This window comes from Veillonella sp., from assembly GCF_015058545.1.
Classification (GTDB): Bacteria; Bacillota; Negativicutes; order Veillonellales; family Veillonellaceae; genus Veillonella_A.
Genome location: NZ_SVCB01000134.1, coordinates 1 through 19,979, shown reverse-complemented (window position 1 = coordinate 19,979; position 19,979 = coordinate 1). Strand labels below are relative to the sequence as shown.

Here is a 19,979-nt window from a genome sequence, read left to right as displayed (position 1 = left end):
GTTTATGTTACATTATTCCAAAAAGGACCTAATCGTGTAAGTCCTTTTGCAGTACCTATGATGATTGCTAACATGGTATCCGGTCGTGTGTCCATCGAACTTGGTCTTCGTGGTCCCGCTATTACGGATATTACAGCTTGTGCATCCGGTACTAATTCCATTGGTGATGCATTCCGCATCGTAGCTCGCGGTGACGCTGACATTATGTTTGCCGGCGGTACTGAAGCAGCTGTATCTCCGGCAGCAGTAGCCGGTTTCGCAGCTATGAAAGCTATGTCTACCCGCAATGATGAACCTGAAAAAGCATCCCGTCCGTTTGACGCCGATCGCGATGGTTTCGTTATGGGTGAAGGCGCCGGTATCGTTGTGCTTGAAGAATTAGAACACGCTAAAGCGCGCGGTGCTCATATTTACGCCGAAGTTATCGGTTACGGCAGCAATGGTGATGCTTATCACATTACAGCTCCGGCTCCGGGCGGCTTACAAGCTCGTAAATGTATGGAATTGGCCATCAAAGATGCAGGCATCGATCCTAGTGAAATCAACTATATCAATGCTCATGGTACTTCTACAGGTCTTAACGACAAAAACGAAACTATGGCTATTAAGGAATTATTTGGTGATCATGCTAAAACATTGGCAGTTAACTCCACTAAATCCATGACAGGCCATTTATTGGGCGCAGCCGGTGCTATTGAAGCCATCGTTATGGCTATGGCTATTGAAACCGGTAAAATTCACCCAACCATCAACTTGACTAATCCGGATCCTGAACTCGACTTGGATTATGTTAAAGAAGGGGCTCGTGAATTGAAAGTAAATTGCGCATTATCCAATTCCTTCGGTTTTGGCGGTCATAATGCAACATTACTTGTACGTCGTTACGAGGACTAATTGAAGGGCCGTAAGACTCATAAGACAATCTCGCACCAAGCTCGCGAAGCAGCGCTTCGAGAGCTTGTGGCGCGTTTGCGTATCCCTTTGACAGATATAAATTTGCTCGACAGAGCGTTTACGCATACGTCTTATGCAAATGAAAATAGAGCAGCTCGCGTTAAGCATAACGAACGTCTGGAATTTTTGGGCGATGCCGTTTTGGACTTAATCATTGGCGAGTATCTGTTTAAAACATATCCTCAAATGACTGAGGGTGAACTGACAAAAATAAAGGCAGCAACTGTTTGCGAAACCTCGTTGGCTACATGTAGTTCTAAATTACATTTTGGTAATTATTTATTGCTTGGCCGAGGCGAAGCGACTTCGGGCGGCCGGGAACGGGCGTCTATTTTAGCAGATACCTTTGAAGCCGTTATCGGAGCTTTATATGTAAACACTTCCTATGAAGTAACGGCACAGTTCGTATTGAGTCATTTGCAAGGATATCTGGAAAAAGCGAAAGACGGTAAGCTTGGTAAGGATTATAAAACCATGTTGCAGGAATATGTGCAACAGGAAGGCGAAAAACAAATTGTCTACACCTTATTAAGTGAATCGGGACCCGATCATGACAAAATCTTCTGTATGGAAGTGCGGATTGAAGGCAAGGCCTATGGTTCCGGTACCGGCAAAAGCAAAAAAGAAGCTGAACAGAATGCAGCTCAAGTTACCCTTGATTATTTGATAGGGAAACGAGCATGTCGAATGACGCAGGATTAATTCAGGTATATGGTACATAGAGGAGCGGCTAATCCGCTCCTTTTTCATATTCTGATATAATGTATAGTGGTAGAAGCGTTTAATAAAATTTATTCATAACTTAGTAGTAATTTGGTGATACAGCTTTTATAGCGGTTGTTTCTATATTGTCATATATGAGGTAGGTAAAAATGAACCAACATAAAAATAACAGTATAACTAACAAAAAGCCTCATGGTTTGATTCCTTTTTACATACCCCATGCAGGTTGTCCGCAGCAATGTGTCTTTTGTAATCAGCATCGCATTGCCGCCGGCGGAGCAAGAGCTTCAGAGGTTGATGTGAAAGCTACTATAGACGAATATATCGGCAACGATCGGCATGAAAAATATTGGGAAGTGGCCTTCTATGGGGGAAGTTTTTCCGCATTGCCGGAAGACTTACAACGCTCTTTGTTGGAACCGGCCTATGAGGCCTTGCAAAACGGTGAGATTGATGCCATACGCTGTTCCACTCGTCCTGATGCGCTGGGCGAGACGGAGATCGCGTTGTTAGAAGCCTATGGTGTGACCACCGTTGAGATTGGCGTGCAGTCCATGGATGATACTATTTTAACGAGAGCCAAACGGGGGCATTCGTCCGCCGAGGTTGTGGGAGCCGTTCAGCGATTGCAAGAACATGGTTTTACCGTTGGTATTCAGCTATTACCTGGGTTGCCCGGTGAAAACTGGCATACCTTAGTGAATACGGCGGTCGCGGTGGCGAAGTTGATGCCTGATTTTGTGCGCATTTATCCGGTTCTCGTCATTGAAGATACGGAGCTTGCCGATGATGTGAGAGCCGGTCGTTACACGCCGTTAACGGTAGCAGAAGCGGTAAAGTACAGCGCTTTTTTAAAAGAGTATTTTGAAGAGCGTCACATCACGGTGATTCGCACGGGGTTGCAGAGCACGCCGGAATTGGATTCGGGTATCGGTTTAGTAGGCGGTCCTTACGAACCGGCTATGGGTGAATTGGTGGCGAATTATCAGTGGTTACAGCGATTTTTAAAAGTCTTACGGGACCATAGAGCGGCGGGCTTACCAATGCATTCGGTGACCGTCCTGTATCCGCGCCAACTTACATCAAAAGTACGCGGCGAAAAGCAACGGAATATGAAATATTTGGCAGAATGCTATAAAAACTGCACTTGGCAATGGTATGAACAGGGTTCTAAAAAAGCGAATGCTATGTTCGAAATAAAAACAAACAAATTTTCGGATAATGTTCTACTTTTTATCGATAATTTTAGGTACAATGTGATATAATAAAAGGTACGTTATTAGATATATTTAAAGTGACTTAAGACACGCGGAAAGGTGGTTTGCATGCAACTCTTACGATTAGAGTTAAAAGGATTTAAATCCTTTGCGGACAAAACAATTGTAAAATTTTCACCCGGCATGACGGCTATCGTAGGACCTAACGGGAGCGGTAAGAGTAATATTACCGATGCCATGCGCTGGGTGCTGGGCGAATCCAATGTGCGCCATTTACGTGGTCAAAAAGCGGAAGATATAATTTTTGCCGGTACGGAAAAACGTCGCCCCATGAGCACTGCGGAAGTAACCTTGGTGTTCGATAACAGCGACAAGCGTTTACATCCCGATTTAGCGGAAGTAGCGTTGACCAGACGTATTTATCGCAGCGGTGAAAGCGAGTTTTTTATCAATAAAAAAGCTTGTCGCCTGAAAGATATTCAGGCCTTACTGGCAGATACGGGCTTAGGGCGCGATTCCATGGCCATTATCGGGCAGAATAGGGTCGATGCTATTTTGAACAGCAAACCGGAAGACCGCCGCCTTATTTTTGAAGAAGTGGCCGGTATTTCCCGTTTTAAAATGAATAAAGATGAGTCATTGCGCCGCATGGGGCAGACAGACCGCAACATGGAGCGCGTAGCCGATTTGATGGCGAATTTGGCTGAGCAAATGGAACCGCTGCGCGAGAAGGCGGCCAAGACACAGGCTCATGCCGAATTAAGTCAAAAGAAGCGTCTCTATGACGGGGCGTTGGCGTTTCATGATTATAAAGTGGCGGATCGTTTATTTACTAAGCAGGAAAATGAAAAGATTGCACTGCAGCAGGAAGAAATCGAAATCAATACGGAACTGGCCGGTTTAGGTGCGCGCGAACAGCAGTTAAAATTAAAATCCGAAGAGCAGCAACAAGCTTTGCGGCAACAAGAAGAATTGTATGCGAAGGCTCAAAAAGAAGAGGCGCGGCTCGAAGGGGAGAAAAATGTGCTGGCCGAGCAATTGCGCAATGCGGATAAAGAACTGCAGGAGTTGCGCGATCGTATTCATGAAATAGAAGCGACTATCGCCGGTGACAAGCAAAAAGTATTGGTTCATCAGAAACTATTGGCCGACGGGGCCGGTGAATTGACGGCCAAAGAAACGGCTTTGCAGACGGCGGAACAAGCTTATGAAGCGGTTCGTCAAGAATTGCAACGCATTCAAAGTGAATTCCAAACGGCACAGAAAGCGGTGGCGGCCCGTCATGATGAACAATTACAGTTAGTCGGTCAAGTGGAAAAATACCGCGTAGAATTACAAACTCTAAACGGGGAACTTACGAAAACGGGCGAACTGGTAACAACTTTGACGGAAGAATTGCAAACGGTTGGTGCCGAAGAAGCTGAAGCGTTAGCGAAGCAGCAAGCTTTGTATAAGCAACAGGAAGATAATCGCGCTGAACGGGACCAAGAGCAGCAAACATTAGGCGAATTACGCAAACTTCGTCAACAGTTGGAACGGGATGTTCAAACCGGGCGCCGTGAAGAGCAGCGCATGGAAGGACGTCTACAACTCTTGGCACAGTGGGCTGAACAGCATGAAGGCTATGCGGATGGTACCCGTAATGCCCTGGCTGCTAAGGAGCCGTGGCAACAGGACTTGCTGGGGGCCATCGGTGACCTGTTTACGGTAAAGCCGGAGTTTGCTACGGCTCTTGATATAGCCTTAGGGGGCAGTATTAACCATGTCGTATCGCGTACATCGCGAGCGGCCGCTGATTGTATCGCCTATTTAAAACGGACTCAAGGCGGTCGCGTTACCTTTTTACCGTTAGAAACGGTGCACGGTCAGGCCATTAATACACCGGCGCTCAATGAAGCGGGCGTATTGGGGCGTGCCGTAGATTGTATTACTTTTGATGAAATTTATCGTGGCGTTTTCACCTACTTATTGGGGCGCACCCTCGTAGTGGAAACGATGGAGCAGGCTATTGCGCTACAGAAAAAATATAAGCAACAGCTTCGCTTAGTGACGCTGGGAGGCGAACAATTCCAACCGGGCGGGTCTTTAGCCGGTGGGGTGACCAAACGGCGTAAAGCCTCTGTTATGGCTCAAAAAGAAGAGATGGGCCTGTTAAATACCAAATTGCAGGTATTACAAGCAGAGTTAGTAAAAAAACAACAAGCTGCCGCTGACTATGAAAAACAATTTGACGAGTTAAGTGAACAGTTGGCAGCGAAACAAAATAGTTGGGATGAGCAACACACCTTGCTTTTGACGGCGGAATCAATTTTAAAAACAACGTGGGAACGAAAGCAGCGCAAGGAACAGGTGTTGCAAGCCAATTTGGCGGAGCAGGACCGTTTGACCGGTGAACAGGCTCGTGTTACGATGATATTGGCCCAAGCGGAAAGTGCCCTTAAGGCTTTGAATGAAACGGTTCAGGCTGATGGCGGTAATTCCGTGACGCTCGCTGAATTGGAGCGCTGTCAAAAGGCGCAGGACGAAGCCGGTCAGATTCGTCAAGATGCACGTTTGGACTATGAACAGTTAAAGCAACAACAAAGTTATGGTGAACAGCAAATTAATGATTGGCAAGCAGCTATCGAGCAAAATATAGGGCGTATGAAGCCGTTACAAAGGCAGTTGGATGATCGCGAACAGCAGGCAAATACTGAATTACCACAGAAATTAAGTGATTTGGAACAAGCTTATGAAGCGCAGGCAAAGGCGACGGCAGAATTAGCTAAGCAGCGAGACACGCTATATGAATCCCATAGTGAACAGCAGCGAACGTTAGCTGATTATTCTACGGAGCGCGAAACTTTGGACACCCGTCAAAAAAGGGTTCAACAACGTTTGGTGCAGATGGAAGGTCAGTTGGCAAAATATGAAATGAATAGCGAACAGGCTTTACAAAGAATCAGCGAACTCGGTTTTTCACGGGAAGAAGCACAAGCATTACAGCCGGCAGGGGCTGTAGCGGATTGGCGTCTCGAAGAAGGTAAATTGAGGGCTGAACTGGATGCGTTAGGCGCGGTTAACCCGGAAGCGGTAGCTGAATATGAAGCGGCGCAGACGAAACAGGCTTTTTATGAAACGCAACAATCCGATTTGGAACAGGCTAAGGCTCAGTTGGAAGCGGTTATTGCAGAGATTGATAAAGCCATGGCTTTACAGCTGGGCGAAGTCCTCGAAGTGGTGGGCGACCGTTTCCAAGCTGTGTTCAGCAAGTTATTCGGCGGCGGTACGGCGCAGATTGTACTCACCGATCCGGATAATATTTTAACCAGCGGCATTGATTTTTATATTCAACCGCCGGGGAAAAAACGCCAACAGTTAACGCTCTTATCCGGCGGGGAACGGGCACTTACGGTTATCGCCTTGCTGTTCTCCTTCCTGGATTACAGGCCGGCACCGTTCTGTGTCCTCGACGAAGTAGACGCGGCGCTGGACGAAGCCAATGTAGAACGTTTTGGCAGCTATTTACAACGACTGGGTGACGATACGCAGTTTATTGTGGTATCCCACCGCAAACGAACTATGGAGGCGGCCTTGGTATTACAAGGTGTTACCATGGTGGAACGAGGTGTTTCCCGATTGTTAACAGTAGCCTTTGATGAAATAGAGGAGGATATGGAATGAGTTTTTGGAATAAAACCAAGAAATTTCTTGGCTTCGGCGATGCCTTAGAAAATACGAAAAAGAAGTTTACCGAGGCCATTGAAACGGTAATTATCGGTTATGCTAAAATCGATGATGACTTCCTTGATGATTTGGAGGTCGCTATGATTACCGCCGATTTGGGCAGCAAGACGACGGAACTTTTGATGAAAGAAATTCGCCGCGGTGTTACAGAAGGCAAAATCAATCATACCAATGAAGTGATGAACTACATTGAAGAATACATTACGAAGTTACTGGAAGAACAGGAAGAAACTTTGGAAATGCATTCGCCGGAAGTTATTTTGGTAGTCGGTGTTAACGGTGTAGGGAAGACAACTACTATTGCCAAATTAGCTCATTATTATAAAGAAGCGGGCAAAAAAGTGGTATTGGCAGCGGCCGATACGTTCCGTGCCGCTGCGTCCGAACAGCTTACAATCTGGGCGGAACGAGCTGACGTGCCTATCGTAAAGCATCAGGAAGGAGCCGACCCGGCCGCTGTGGTATACGATGCCTTGGCATCGGCGAAAGCTCGTAATGCAGATATTGTGATTATTGATACAGCCGGTCGTCTGCACACAAAAACCAATTTGATGGAAGAATTAAAGAAAATCGGCCGCGTAGCAGACCGTCAGGTTCCGGGGGCGCCGCATCAAACGCTATTGATTTTGGACGGCACCACCGGTCAAAATGCGGTTAGTCAGGCTAAATTATTCGGTCAGGCTGTACCGATTACCGGTATTATTGTGACTAAATTAGACGGCACCGCCAAAGGGGGCGTCGTAATTTCGATTAAAGAAGAACTGGGGGTTCCCGTTCGTTGGATTGGCATCGGTGAAAAAATTGATGACTTAAAGCCATTCAATGCGAAAGAATTTGCCAATGCCTTGTTTGATAAAGGAATGAGTACGAATGAATAATCAAATGAGTCGTGCTGAGTTGGTAGCTTATGCACGGGCTGAAAATATAGCGAATCATTTCGGCGCACCATCCGAAGCAATGGATACGTTAGGCGATTTATTGGCTTACATCGGCAATGAAATGTATCGCCCGGTAACACGTTTGATGCTTCAGAATTGGAATCAGTTGAATGATCGCATCGACCATTTCACGCCGGAAGAATGGATTTTACCAACTGAGATCGCCAATAAAGAAGGGCTCGACAAAAAAGCCGTAGCTCTATTGATTGAAGTGTTGGAAGGCGTGGATACACCGATTCAGGAAGCTGACGGCAAACGTACGGAAATGAATGAATTGGAAAAACAACGCTTGCAAGAGCATATTGAACAGGTGAGAGCGGAAGAAGCGGCTATGGCTCAGGCCGAAGCAGAGCGCCTCATGCGTGAAGAAGGTAAATAATATGGCACATCCACATATTCATCGTAATTACGAAGGTAATATGACTCCTTTTAAGGTTGAAGCACCTTTTGAACCAATGGGCGATCAGCCGGCAGCGATTCAATCGTTGGTACAGGGCGTCAATAACGGCGACTGGGCGCAGGTTCTGTTGGGGGCTACCGGTACGGGTAAAACCTATACCATGGCCAAGTTAATTGAAGGTGTGCAAAAACCGACTTTGGTAATTGCTCACAATAAAACCTTGGCGGCGCAATTATGCAGCGAGTTTAAAAGCTTCTTTCCCAATAATGCGGTGGAATATTTTGTGTCTTATTATGATTTTTATCAACCGGAAGCATATATTGCGTCAACCGATACATACATTGAAAAAGATGCATCCATTAACGATGAAATCGATAAATTGCGTCACTCCGCCACCATGAGTTTGTTTGAGCGACGGGACGTGATTATTGTGGCCTCCGTAAGCTGTATTTACGGCTTAGGTGACCCGGAAGACTATAGCGACCTAGTTGTATCCTTGCGTTTGGGGCAAGAACGAAGTCGTGAGGATATTTTGAAAAAACTGGTGGATATTCAATACAGTCGCAATGATATTAATTTCACCCGTGGTACTTTCCGTGTCCATGGCGACACCATTGAAGTGTTTCCGGCAGCCAACAGTGAACGGGTAGTTCGCATTGAGTTATTCGGCGATGAAATCGACCGTTTGTCCGAAGTGGATGTATTGACCGGTGAAGTCATTGCCGATCGCAAGCATGTGGCTATTTATCCGGCTTCTCACTATGTAACGACCCGGGAAAAATTGCAACTCGCCATTGAGCGTATTGAAACAGAATTGGCGGAACAGTTGGAATTCCTAAAATCACGGGACCGTTTATTGGAAGCGCAACGCTTAGAGCAGCGAACTCGTTACGATATTGAAATGATGCAGGAAATGGGCTATTGCTCAGGCATCGAAAACTACTCCCGCCTTTTATCCAATCGTAAGCCGGGGGAAGCACCGTATACGTTAATTGATTATTTCCCGGATGACTTTTTGATTCTCATTGACGAATCCCATGTTACGATTCCGCAATTGCGAGCCATGTATAATGGTGACCGGGCTCGGAAAGAAAACTTAATCGAATATGGTTTCCGATTACCATCTGCTTTGGACAACCGTCCGTTGAAGTTTGAAGAATTTCAAGAGCGAATTAATCAGATTGTCTACGTATCGGCTACGCCGGGACCGTATGAAATGGAAGTGCAAACCAATATTGCGGAACAGATTATTCGCCCTACGGGCTTATTGGATCCGCTCATTGAAGTGCGTCCCATTAAAGGGCAGATGGATGATTTGCTAGGGGAAATTAAAATTCGTGCCGCTAAAAATGAGCGTGTCCTCGTAACGACATTGACGAAGAAAATGGCGGAAGATTTAACGGAATTCCTTAAAGAAGTGGGGATTCGCGTGCGTTACCTCCATTCCGATATTGCCACCATTGAGCGTGCCGACATTATCCGCGACCTGCGAGCCGGCGTATTTGACGTGCTGGTAGGGATTAACTTACTTCGTGAAGGCCTAGATATGCCGGAAGTTTCCTTAGTGGCCATTCTTGATGCGGATAAGGAAGGCTTTTTGCGCAGTGATACGTCGCTTATTCAGACTATCGGCCGTGCGGCGCGTAATGAAAACGGTCGCGTTATTATGTATGCGGATCGCATTACAGGTTCTATGGATAGAGCCATTACGGAAACGGAACGTCGTCGTGAAGTACAGGATTCCTATAATAAGGAACACAATATTACGCCAAAATCGATTCACAAAGAAGTTAAAGAATTGATTGAATTGACTAAATTGGAAGAAGAAGAGGCTACCAGTAAAGCCGGTAGTGCTAAGCGTGCCGGTCGTGGCAAAAACGATGGCTACGATGACGGCGCAGCGGCTGTTGCGTCCGCTAAAAAAGGTCGTACTGCCAAAGCGGGTGCTAAAGCGGGTAATAAAGGCGGTGCCAAAACGACCGGCAAGGCCAAGGGTGTACAAGCTGTGGCTGATGGCACCGGTACTTATGAAGCAACACCGGAATTAACCGTGGAAGATGTATTTAATAAGATTGAAGAAACGACTCGTCTCATGAAGGCAGCGGCTAAACAGCTTGAATTCGAAAAAGCAGCTGAACTTCGAGATGAACTTGGTATTTTAAGACAGCAATTGTCTGATTTACAGGATGTTCGTCGTAAAAAATAGGACCTTTTGGGCAAGGCATTCTGTCTTGCCTATTTGTCCGTCTAGTTGATAATCGGGAGGTTATCGTGAAAGAACAAATTATAGTAAAAGGGGCGCGTCAGCATAACCTTAAGAATATAGATGTGGCCTTGCCACGGGACAAGTTTATTGTCATTACCGGGCTCAGCGGGTCCGGCAAATCGTCGCTCGCTTTCGATACGATTTATGCGGAAGGGCAGCGACGCTATGTAGAATCCTTGTCGGCCTACGCCCGTCAATTTTTGGGCCAAATGGATAAACCGGATGTGGATTATATTGAAGGTTTGTCACCGGCCATCTCTATCGACCAGAAAACAACCAGTCGCAATCCTCGCTCTACGGTGGGGACCGTGACGGAAATATATGACTATCTTCGTTTATTGTTTGCTCGTGTGGGCCATGCCTTTTGTCCGCAGTGTGGTAAACCGATTACCCAGCAATCTATCGAGCAGATGGCCGATGACGTAATGACCTTACCGGAACGTACTAAATTGCTCATTATGGCTCCTATATTACGTGGCAAAAAAGGGGAACACAAGCAATTATTGGAACGTCTTCGCAAAGAAGGGTTTGCCCGCGTTCGCGTAGATGGTGAAATCCGTACGCTGGACGAAGATATTGAATTGGCGAAGACTAAAAAGCATGATATAGAAATCGTCATTGACCGTTTGGTAGTGAAAGAAGGCATTGAAAGTCGTCTTGCCGACTCTATGGAAACGGCTGCCAAATGGGGCGAAGGGATTGTGGTGGTGCAGGAAGTGGACGGACCGTCACACATGTACAGTCAGCATTTTGCCTGTCCCGATTGCCATATTTCATTACCGGCTATTGAGCCGCGTATGTTCTCCTTCAACAGCCCCTTCGGTGCTTGTCCGGCCTGCTTGGGTATCGGCAGCACCATGGAAGTGGACGAAGAACGGGTAATTCCCGATGGCGATGTGTCCTTTGCGGACGGCGCCGTATTGCCTTTAAGTTCCAATCCGAATGCATGGTTTATGCGTCAATTGGAAGGTTTATTGAAGGCTCCTGGCTATGATTTATCGGCTACGTATAATGAACTACCGAAGAAATTACAACAGATGGTGATGAACGGCAGTACCGATAAAGTTACCTTCGAATATGAAAATATGCGCGGTGAAGTAAAGACATTCCACACGGAGTACGAAGGCATTTTGCCTATGGTAAAACGCCGTCACAGCGAAGCCACAACAGACTCCATGCGCGAAGCTTTTGAAGAATTCATGTCCATTAAACCTTGTAAAACTTGCGGCGGTGCCCGCTTAAAACCGGAAGCTTTGGCCGTGCGCGTAGGCGATAAAAATATTAATGAAGTGACGCAACTCACTATCAGTGATGCGGTGAACTTCTTTGATACGGTGCCGCTTACGGAGCGCGAACAGTTTATCGGTAACCAGATTTTAAAAGAAATCAAAGCACGCCTCATGTTCCTCAATAATGTGGGCCTCGATTATCTCATTATGAATCGTAATGCCGGTACGTTGTCGGGTGGTGAAGCTCAGCGTATTCGCTTGGCTACGCAAATCGGTTCAGGCTTGGTAGGCGTTTTATACATCCTCGATGAACCGTCCATTGGTCTCCATCAACGCGATAATGATCGCTTAATCGAGACTTTAAAGGGCCTGCGTGACCTCGGGAATACCTTATTGGTGGTGGAACATGACGAAGACACCATGTTGGCGGCCGACTATTTGGTAGATATCGGACCGGGCGCCGGCGAGCACGGCGGTGAAATTATTGCGCAAGGGACGGCTCAGGAAGTGATGGCTAATGAGAATTCCATTACGGGGCAATATTTGAGCGGTCGTAAATTTATACCGTTGCCGGAAACCAGACGCAAGTCCAACGGCAATGTGTTGGAAATTCGCGGTGCCTCGGAAAATAACTTAAAGAATATTAATGTAAAATTCCCACTGGGCGTTTTCACCGTCGTAACCGGTGTGAGCGGCTCCGGTAAATCCACCTTAATCAACGAGATTTTGTATAAGGGCATGGCTAATCATCTTTATCGTTCTTATCATAAGGTAGGGGCCCATAAAGAGATTCGCGGCACTGAAAATATCGACAAAATCATCAACATCGACCAAAGTCCGATCGGGCGCACACCGCGTTCCAATCCGGCTACCTATACGGGTGTATTCGATTCGATTCGTGAATTGTACAGCCAGACGCCGGAGGCAAAAATGCGCGGCTACAAACAAGGGCGTTTCAGCTTTAACGTCCGTGGCGGTCGCTGTGAAGCTTGCCGTGGTGACGGTATTATCAAAATTGAAATGCATTTCCTGCCCGATGTGTACGTGCCTTGTGAAGTCTGCAAAGGGGATCGTTATAATCGGGAAACGTTGGAAGTTAAATATAAGGGTAAATCCATTGCCGATGTACTTGATATGGTAGTGGATGATGCGGTGGAATTTTTCAAATCCATTCCGAAAATCCATCGCAAGCTTGAAACTTTACAACAGGTAGGTTTAGGTTATATTCGTTTGGGCCAGCCGGCCACAACCTTGTCCGGCGGTGAAGCGCAGCGTGTAAAACTGGCTACCGAATTGGCTCGTCGCAGTACGGGTAAGACTTTATATATCCTGGATGAACCGACAACGGGCTTGCATGCGGAAGATATACGCAAACTCCTGGATGTTTTACAAAAACTTGTCGATGCAGGCGATACGGTGGTTGTTATCGAGCATAATCTGGACGTCATTAAAACGGCGGACCATATTATCGATTTAGGCCCTGAAGGGGGCGTTCGGGGTGGTACCATCGTCGGTACCGGTACGCCGGAACAAATTGCCAAAATGGAAGACAGTTATACCGGCAAATTCTTAGGGCCGGTGTTGGCAAAAACAAAACGATTTATGGATGAAGCCAAGAAAGCAGGTAAGTAATGGTAACGGAAGAAGTATTGGAGAAAATCAGCCATTTGCCGACCACGCCGGGTGTCTATTTATGGCGGGACCAATATAAACGTATCATTTATGTGGGGAAAGCCATAAATCTGCGCAATCGCGTCCGTTCCTATGTGCGCAATGACATCAATCGGGCACCTAAGGTAACGGCCATGATGCGGCGCGCCGTTGACGTGGAAGTCATTCAGACCAAGACGGAAATGGAAGCGTTAATTTTGGAAAATACGCTCATTAAGGAACATCATCCGAAGTATAATATTATGCTTCGCGATGATAAGACCTATCCCTATGTGAAGGTGACAGTGCAGGAAGAATATCCGCGGGTGCTTATGGTGCGCCGCATGGTACGCGACGGAGCCAAGTATTTTGGACCGTTTACGGATGTGACGGCCGTACATCAGACTTTAAAATTGTTCCGCCGTCATTTCCCTTTGCGCACTTGTTCAAATATGAATGTACCGCGGCCATGCTTGCAGTATCATTTGGGTTATTGTGAGGCTCCTTGCCAAGGCTTAGTATCACCGGAAAAATACCGCTCCTATATCGATCAAATCGTACAGGTATTGGAGGGTAAACCGATTCCTCTTTTAGGGGAATTGAAGCAACAAATGGAAGCGGCAGCGGAAGAACTTGATTTTGAAAAAGCGGCTCAACTGCGCGATCAATTGCAGGCCTTGGAAAAGCTTCGTGAAAAACAGCGCATGGTAACTCAACGCGGTGATATTGACGTAGTCGGTATCGCCATGGAAGGTCTCATGGCCTGTGTGCAGGTCTTTTTCATCCGTTCCGGCCGTATGTTGGGGCGTGAAAACTTTTTCATTAAAAATGAAGGTGATGACGCCGCTACGGTTATGACGGAATTTATAAAACAATACTATGGCGGCACCACCTTTGTGCCGAAAGAAGTATTGTTGCCTTATGAAACGGAAGAACGGGAACTCTTTGTACAGTGGTTTACCGAAATGAAGGGCCAAAATGTTGAGGTTTCCGTGCCGCAACGCGGTTATAAGCATGATTTAATTAAAATGGCGGCTGAAAACGCTCAAAACTTCCTGGAAGAGCGTCGTCGTCAATGGCAGTATGACCTCGATAAGAGCGGCGGTGCCGTTAAGAAATTGGCGGAAGTCCTCGATTTGCCACGCCTCCCGGAACGTATGGAATGCTTTGATATATCTCATACACAGGGCAGTGAAACAGTGGCGTCCATGGTTGTTTTTGAAGACGGTAAACCGGCTAAAAAAGAATATCGTCGTTTCAAATTAAAAACGGTTCAGGGAAAACCGGATGATTTTAAATCCATGGCGGAAATTATGGAACGCCGTTACGGCAATGAAACGGATTGGCCCATGCCGGATTTAATTATCATCGATGGCGGTAAGGGACAGCTCAATGCAGCCTTGCCTTTAATCAGAGCCGTCGGTGTGACGGATGTGCCGGTTATTTCGCTGGCTAAACGAATTGAAGAAGTTTTTGTGGAAGGTCAGTCGGAAAGTATCATATTGTCCCATCATTCGCCGGAATTGCAGTTATTGCAACAAATTCGTGACGAAGCTCATCGCTTCGCCATTACGTATCATCGTAAATTACGCGGTAAGCGCAATTTGGAGTCGATTCTGGACCATATTGAAGGTATCGGCCCAAAACGGCGTAAAGCATTGTGGCAGGCTTTCGGTAATTTAGAAGGTATTAAGGCCGCTACGGAAGAAGAATTGGCAGCCGTGCCGGGAATGAATCAAAAAACGGCGGCTGAAGTGTATCGATTTTTCCGTTTGTCTAAAGATGAAAAGCGTGCTACCATTGAAGGAGATCGCTAAGGAGTTGTAGCGGATTTATTAATTTTATGTAGTGTAATGGTTAACACCATTCGGTAGGAGGGTATTATTTTGCAGGGGAAATTATCTTTAAGTTCCGCCATTGTTATTGGCTCAATGTTGTTCGGTATGTTCTTCGGCGCAGGGAATTTGATTTTCCCGGTTCATATGGGGCAGGAAGCGGGGGCCGACATGTGGCCGGCTACGGTAGGTTTTCTGATTACGGCCATTGGCTTGCCGTTCTTAGGTGTTGTTGCTATCGGTATTTCGCGGAGTAACGGTTTATTTGATTTGGCATCTCGCGTACATCCGACCTATGCGAAATTATTTACGATTCTTTTATATTTAACCATAGGTCCGGCTTTTGCTTTACCGCGTACGGCCACGGTTTCTTACCAAATCGGTTTGGCACCGTATATCGGTGATGATATGCAGACGGTAGCCTTGGCGGCCTTTACCTTTGTGTTCTTCGTCTTGGGCCTGTTTTTCTCCATGAACCCGGGTAAGTTAATGACCTACATCGGTAAAATTTTAAATCCGTTGTTCTTAATCTTCTTGGCTATTCTCTTGGTAGTGGCCTTGATTAATCCAATGGGCTCCGTGGCGACGGCACCGGTGAGCGGTGATTATTTGACCATGCCGTTCTTCAAAGGCTTTACGGAAGGTTATAACACCATGGATGCGTTGGCAGCCTTAGCCTTCGGTATTATCGTTGTTCGTGCTTTGCAGAGTGTAGGCGTTACGGAACCGAAAGATATTGCCGCCGGTATGGTTAAAGCCGGTATTGTGGCCGTCGTATTGATGGTTATTATCTATGCATTCTTAGCTTACGTGGGCGCATCCAGTCTTGGCGTTTTCGCTTTATCCGCTAATGGCGGTATTGCGTTGGCACAAATTGCCCATTATTATTTCGGACCAATCGGTGCCGTATTACTGGCGATTACCGTTACCTTGGCTTGTTTGAAAACGGCGGTGGGACTTATTTGTTCCTGTTCGGAAACATTTGTCGATTTGTTCCCGAATTCCATCAGCTATAAAAAATATGCCTATGCATTTGCGATTATTTCCTTCTTAATCGGGAATGTAGGGTTAACTCAGATTATATCGCTGGCGATTCCTATTTTGATGCTATTGTATCCGTTGACGATTACCATTATTTTGTTAACATTCTTGGCACCGCTTTTCAACGGTCGCCAGGCTGTATATTTTATCACTACAGTATTTGCCTTGATTGCGGCTATAGGCGATGCGCTCAATACTTTGCCTGCATTTTTAAGTGAAGCGGCTTGGGTACAGCAAACTGTAGGCTTATATAAGCTGTTGCCGTTCTTTGATTTAGGCATGGGCTGGGTAGTGCCGTCTGCTATCGGCTTTGTATTGGGACTTATTTATATAGCAGTTGTAAAAACTAAGTGAGGTTAGGGTAATGAATATTTGCGTGACCGGCGGAGCCGGTTTTATCGGTTCCCATCTTGTAGATGCTCTCATTAATGAAGGGCACAAGGTAATGGTTATAGATAATTTAAGTACCGGTTGTCGAGACTTTGTAAATCCTAAGGCTGACTTTGTGGAAATGGATATTCGCGATAAAGAACTTACAGCTAAATTGGCTGAGTTTAAACCGGATTATGTATTTCATGAAGCCGCTCAGACAATGGTGCCTGAGTCTATGAAAGATCCCGCATTTGATTGTGATGTCAATTTATTGGGGCTTATCAATGTGCTTAATGCTTGCCGCAGCGTAGGCGTTAAAAAAATCATCATGCCTTCGTCAGCCGCCGTATATGGCGATCTCGATACATTGCCGCTTACGGAAACGATGACGGGGCAGCCATCCTCGTTTTACGGGCTTACCAAATTGACGACGGAAAGTTATCTGCGCATTTATCATGAAGCTTTCGGCTTACCTTACATCTGTTTTCGCTATGCCAATGTGTACGGTCCGCGGCAGGGCAATGGTGGTGAAGGCGGCGTAATCAGTATTTTTTGTGAACGTTTACAGGCTCATAAAGATATAAGTATATTCGGTGACGGTGAACAAACCCGCGATTTCGTCTATGTAGACGATGTAGTGGCAGCTAATATGGCGGCTTTGAACAAACCGGATCTTATCGGTGTTATCAATGTAAGTACCGAGATAGGTACTTCGCTGAATGAATTGGTGGCACAATTTAAAAAAATTGTGGACCATGAGTTTAACGTGCACTACGAAGAGGCACGGCAAGGGGATATCAAACACTCGTTATTAAGTACAAAAAAAATGATAAATGATTTAGGTTTATCAGCTAGTATTGAATTAGATAAAGGCTTGACAACGACCTATGAATACTTTCATAATAAAAAGTAATTATTAATGAGTGATTTACTGTAGTCGAATAAATAGAGATTATGGTACAATGGGAAGAGAAGTAGTTGTTCTTGTGAGGAGATTGACATGGAAACAAAAAAACAAGAAGAGAAAAAGATTCAGTATATAATTTGTCGTGTGTGCGGCTATATCGAAACGGCCGATAATGCAGATAAACCATGCCCGGCTTGCGGCTTTCCTAAAACCGTTTGGGCTGAATACACACCACGCAAATTGAATCCAACCCGTAAACGTTTATTGGATTTACATTTACATCCGATTGCAGTTCATTTTCCGATTGCCGGTTCCGCTTTAACTGTGGGATTGCCTATTTTAGGTTTACTCGTGCCTTACAGCTTGGGCTATCGTTTATTCGATTTCGCCATGATGGTTTGCCTCGTAATGCCTTTATTGGTATTAATCGGTGGTATTTCCGGTTATATCGGTGGTAAACTTCGTTATAAAACAACGACAGCACCTGTTTTAAAATTCAAAATCTACTTATCCATAGTGTATTTCGCCCTGACGCTGATACAGGCCTATGTGGCATATTCGTATAATGTCACCGCCGGCAATGCACTGGTTATTGCCGTTATAGGTGCTTTAGCATCGCTTTGTGCCGCTATTTTGGGCAAAAAAGGTTCTCACTTGTTTGCCGGTTTATTCGGACCATACGTACAAGGCTAAACTTAATCATATGCATTGCAAAATGCATTAAATATCGTTGGAGTGTCTTGTTTTCGTGTTGTTAAATGCGAGGCAAGACACTTTTTTATCCACTAAGGAGCAAATATGCAAATCAATCGGGCTGTATTACAAATTCTTGATTTTTCATCTTCCTTAGCAGTCTATTCGGAAAATGAACTGAATATGGGCGAGGAAGCTTTACAGGACTATGTTAGTGCCCACGTAACTAAGGGGATTAAAGATCCGGGGCTTAGAACGGGCTATTTAAATGAGACAAGTAAATTAGGTCAAATGTTGGTGCAATATCGCGACGGTCTTACCGATATTACTACCTTAGGCAAGGAATTGGGCGAAACGATGTTCAATTATATGAAACAGGCGACGGATCCGGTTATTATTGATACGATTATCTGTGAAGCGGCTGAAAATCATCGCTATTTATGCATTCTCCTATGTCAGGCTCATGATGCTTATACGCACCAACTTTTCAATGAAGAAGACGGCACTTTGACTACGGAATTGATTCCGAATCGAGCGGTGTTACCGAGTCCGACCCAAAAGCTTCGCTCATTTTGTGCGATTGATTTAGAGGATTTTTCGGTGCGTCTGTTTGAACCAAAAGGTGAATATGACGGTGAAGCCGTTTATATTTTAGGGGATAAAGTTTTGCAAATCGGTACGAATCCGTCATCCCGTGATACGGTGGCCAAAGTGAGACGCATCGTAGATAAGGTAGCAAAAGCCCATGAGGGGGATGGTGTGGAAGAGCTGGTTAAGGTTCGCTCCATGATTTCCAAAAATGCGGAAGTATCCGATACGTTGAATCCGGAAACTATTGTAGATACGGTATTTGCCAATCAGCCGCAACAAAAAGAAGCAGCGAAAAAAGCGTTGGCAGAGCAAGATATGTTACGACCTTTGCCGGTAAATCGGGAATTTGCCGCCAAGGTAGGAGAAAAGCATAAAATTAAAACTGATACGGGAATTGAGATTAGTTTTCCCGTTGAATATATGCAAAACAGTGAATTCATTGAAATTGTGACGAATCCTGACGGAACTTTGCGTATAGAACTGAAAAACATTAATAAAATATTGAACAAGTAATAATAAGCAAAAAATTGAATAAATAATTATAATTCATAATTATATTTGATAAATAATGCGAAAAATTTCATAAATATTCAGCTGTTTTTCAGCTGTTTTGTAGTAATATTTTATATGAAACTGTAGTAAAATAAAAAAGGAACGATGATCGTGAGTAAGAAAGAGCATAAAAAAACAAATGCTATGCGCATGCTGGACACGCATAAAATCGGTTATGAAGTATTGGCCTATGAATGGGAAGAAGGGCGCGGTGCAGGCGTTCATGTAGCAGAAGAACTGCATTTACCGGAAGCACAGGTTTTCAAAACATTGGTGGGGAAAGGCAATGTAACGGGGCCGGTTGTGTTTTGTATTCCCGTTGCTGCTGAGTTGGATTTAAAACAGGCGGCACGAGTGAGTGGCAATAAATCAGTTGAGCTTATTGCGGTGAAGGATTTATTGGGGCTTACCGGTTATTTGCGGGGCGGTTGTTCGCCGGTGGGAATGAAGAAATTGTTTCCCACCTATTTTGATGCGACCATGGCAACGTTTGATCAGATTTATGTAAGTGCCGGTTTGCGTGGCATGCAGATTAAAGTTAATCCAAAGGACTTACAGACAGTAGTAAATGCTCATTTCGAACCGTTAACGATGAACTGATTGCAGTTATTCTAGAACAAGGAGCTTATATGGGTAAAAAGTATTATGCCGTAAGAGAGGGGAGAGTGCGGGGAATTTATGATTCTTGGGCGGCTTGTGAACGCCAGGTAAAGGGCTATGGTGGTGCCATTTACAAATCTTTTATGTCAAAACAGGAAGCGGAAGCTTTTATGGAGGAAGATATTGCGCCTATTAAAGGCATGTCCATGGAAGAATATTTAGCTACCGCCAAGGCCAGTCAGCGCCGTACGCCGCGTCGTCGTAGAGTCACCGGTACGGGCGTTG

At 45.5% G+C, this 19,979-nt stretch carries 15 protein-coding genes; all 15 read left to right on the top strand.

Going from position 1 to position 19,979, the window contains the following annotated elements:
* Nucleotides 1-894, top strand: an 894-nt coding sequence (locus E7204_RS08550) for a beta-ketoacyl-ACP synthase II (RefSeq protein WP_295183619.1), incomplete at its 5' end; no start/stop codon positions are given.
* Nucleotides 895-1,656 carry a ribonuclease III gene (gene rnc, locus E7204_RS08545; protein WP_295183616.1) on the top strand — a complete coding sequence of 254 codons (762 nt, stop codon included), beginning with the start codon at nucleotides 895-897 and terminating at the stop codon, nucleotides 1,654-1,656.
* A gap of 170 nt (nucleotides 1,657-1,826) precedes the next feature.
* Nucleotides 1,827-2,942 (top strand): radical SAM protein, encoded by a 1,116-nt coding sequence (locus E7204_RS08540; RefSeq protein WP_295183613.1) that lies wholly within the window; start codon nucleotides 1,827-1,829, stop codon nucleotides 2,940-2,942.
* Between the two features lie 60 nt (nucleotides 2,943-3,002).
* Nucleotides 3,003-6,557 (top strand): chromosome segregation protein SMC, encoded by a 3,555-nt coding sequence (smc, locus tag E7204_RS08535; protein WP_295183610.1) that lies wholly within the window; start codon nucleotides 3,003-3,005, stop codon nucleotides 6,555-6,557.
* On the top strand, nucleotides 6,554-7,498 hold the full coding sequence (gene ftsY, locus E7204_RS08530; protein ID WP_156704582.1) for a signal recognition particle-docking protein FtsY: 945 nt from the start codon (nucleotides 6,554-6,556) through the stop codon (nucleotides 7,496-7,498). The genes smc and ftsY overlap by 4 nt, the downstream gene beginning before the upstream one ends.
* Nucleotides 7,491-7,937 (top strand): hypothetical protein, encoded by a 447-nt coding sequence (locus tag E7204_RS08525; protein WP_295183606.1) that lies wholly within the window; start codon nucleotides 7,491-7,493, stop codon nucleotides 7,935-7,937. Before ftsY ends, E7204_RS08525 begins: the two co-directional genes overlap by 8 nt.
* 1 nt (nucleotide 7,938) lies before the next feature.
* Complete coding sequence (uvrB, locus tag E7204_RS08520) at nucleotides 7,939-10,164, top strand: excinuclease ABC subunit UvrB (protein ID WP_295183604.1); 2,226 nt, start codon at nucleotides 7,939-7,941, stop codon at nucleotides 10,162-10,164.
* Between the two features lie 65 nt (nucleotides 10,165-10,229).
* Nucleotides 10,230-13,085, top strand: a complete 2,856-nt coding sequence (uvrA, locus tag E7204_RS08515) for an excinuclease ABC subunit UvrA (protein WP_295183600.1) — start codon at nucleotides 10,230-10,232, stop codon at nucleotides 13,083-13,085.
* Nucleotides 13,085-14,920, top strand: a complete 1,836-nt coding sequence (gene uvrC / locus E7204_RS08510; RefSeq protein ID WP_295183597.1) for an excinuclease ABC subunit UvrC — start codon at nucleotides 13,085-13,087, stop codon at nucleotides 14,918-14,920. The genes uvrA and uvrC overlap by 1 nt, the downstream gene beginning before the upstream one ends.
* A 69-nt stretch (nucleotides 14,921-14,989) precedes the next feature.
* On the top strand, nucleotides 14,990-16,333 hold the full coding sequence (gene brnQ / locus E7204_RS08505) for a branched-chain amino acid transport system II carrier protein (RefSeq protein ID WP_295183594.1): 1,344 nt from the start codon (nucleotides 14,990-14,992) through the stop codon (nucleotides 16,331-16,333).
* Between the two features lie 10 nt (nucleotides 16,334-16,343).
* Nucleotides 16,344-17,264 (top strand): NAD-dependent epimerase/dehydratase family protein, encoded by a 921-nt coding sequence (locus E7204_RS08500; RefSeq protein WP_295183590.1) that lies wholly within the window; start codon nucleotides 16,344-16,346, stop codon nucleotides 17,262-17,264.
* Between the two features lie 87 nt (nucleotides 17,265-17,351).
* Complete coding sequence (locus E7204_RS08495; RefSeq protein WP_295183588.1) at nucleotides 17,352-17,951, top strand: rubredoxin-like domain-containing protein; 600 nt, start codon at nucleotides 17,352-17,354, stop codon at nucleotides 17,949-17,951.
* 105 nt (nucleotides 17,952-18,056) lie between these two features.
* On the top strand, nucleotides 18,057-19,055 hold the full coding sequence (locus tag E7204_RS08490) for a nucleoid-associated protein (protein WP_127058244.1): 999 nt from the start codon (nucleotides 18,057-18,059) through the stop codon (nucleotides 19,053-19,055).
* Between the two features lie 150 nt (nucleotides 19,056-19,205).
* The gene (ybaK, locus tag E7204_RS08485) at nucleotides 19,206-19,694 is read left to right on the top strand and encodes a Cys-tRNA(Pro) deacylase (RefSeq protein ID WP_295183583.1); all 489 of its coding nucleotides are present in this window, start codon (nucleotides 19,206-19,208) and stop codon (nucleotides 19,692-19,694) included.
* Nucleotides 19,695-19,723: 29 nt separating this feature from the next.
* The coding region (locus tag E7204_RS08480) for an RNase H1/viroplasmin domain-containing protein (RefSeq protein ID WP_295183581.1) at nucleotides 19,724-19,979 on the top strand (256 nt) is incomplete at its 3' end.

Coding starts and splice junctions, on each gene's coding strand:
- E7204_RS08500 (WP_295183590.1), top strand. CDS start 16,344: ATGAATATTTGCGTGACCGGCGGAGCCGGTTTTATCGGTTCCCATCTT.
- E7204_RS08525 (WP_295183606.1), top strand. CDS start 7,491: ATGAATAATCAAATGAGTCGTGCTGAGTTGGTAGCTTATGCACGGGCT.
- smc (WP_295183610.1), top strand. CDS start 3,003: ATGCAACTCTTACGATTAGAGTTAAAAGGATTTAAATCCTTTGCGGAC.
- uvrC (WP_295183597.1), top strand. CDS start 13,085: ATGGTAACGGAAGAAGTATTGGAGAAAATCAGCCATTTGCCGACCACG.
- E7204_RS08490 (WP_127058244.1), top strand. CDS start 18,057: ATGCAAATCAATCGGGCTGTATTACAAATTCTTGATTTTTCATCTTCC.
- E7204_RS08495 (WP_295183588.1), top strand. CDS start 17,352: ATGGAAACAAAAAAACAAGAAGAGAAAAAGATTCAGTATATAATTTGT.
- ftsY (WP_156704582.1), top strand. CDS start 6,554: ATGAGTTTTTGGAATAAAACCAAGAAATTTCTTGGCTTCGGCGATGCC.
- E7204_RS08540 (WP_295183613.1), top strand. CDS start 1,827: ATGAACCAACATAAAAATAACAGTATAACTAACAAAAAGCCTCATGGT.
- uvrB (WP_295183604.1), top strand. CDS start 7,939: ATGGCACATCCACATATTCATCGTAATTACGAAGGTAATATGACTCCT.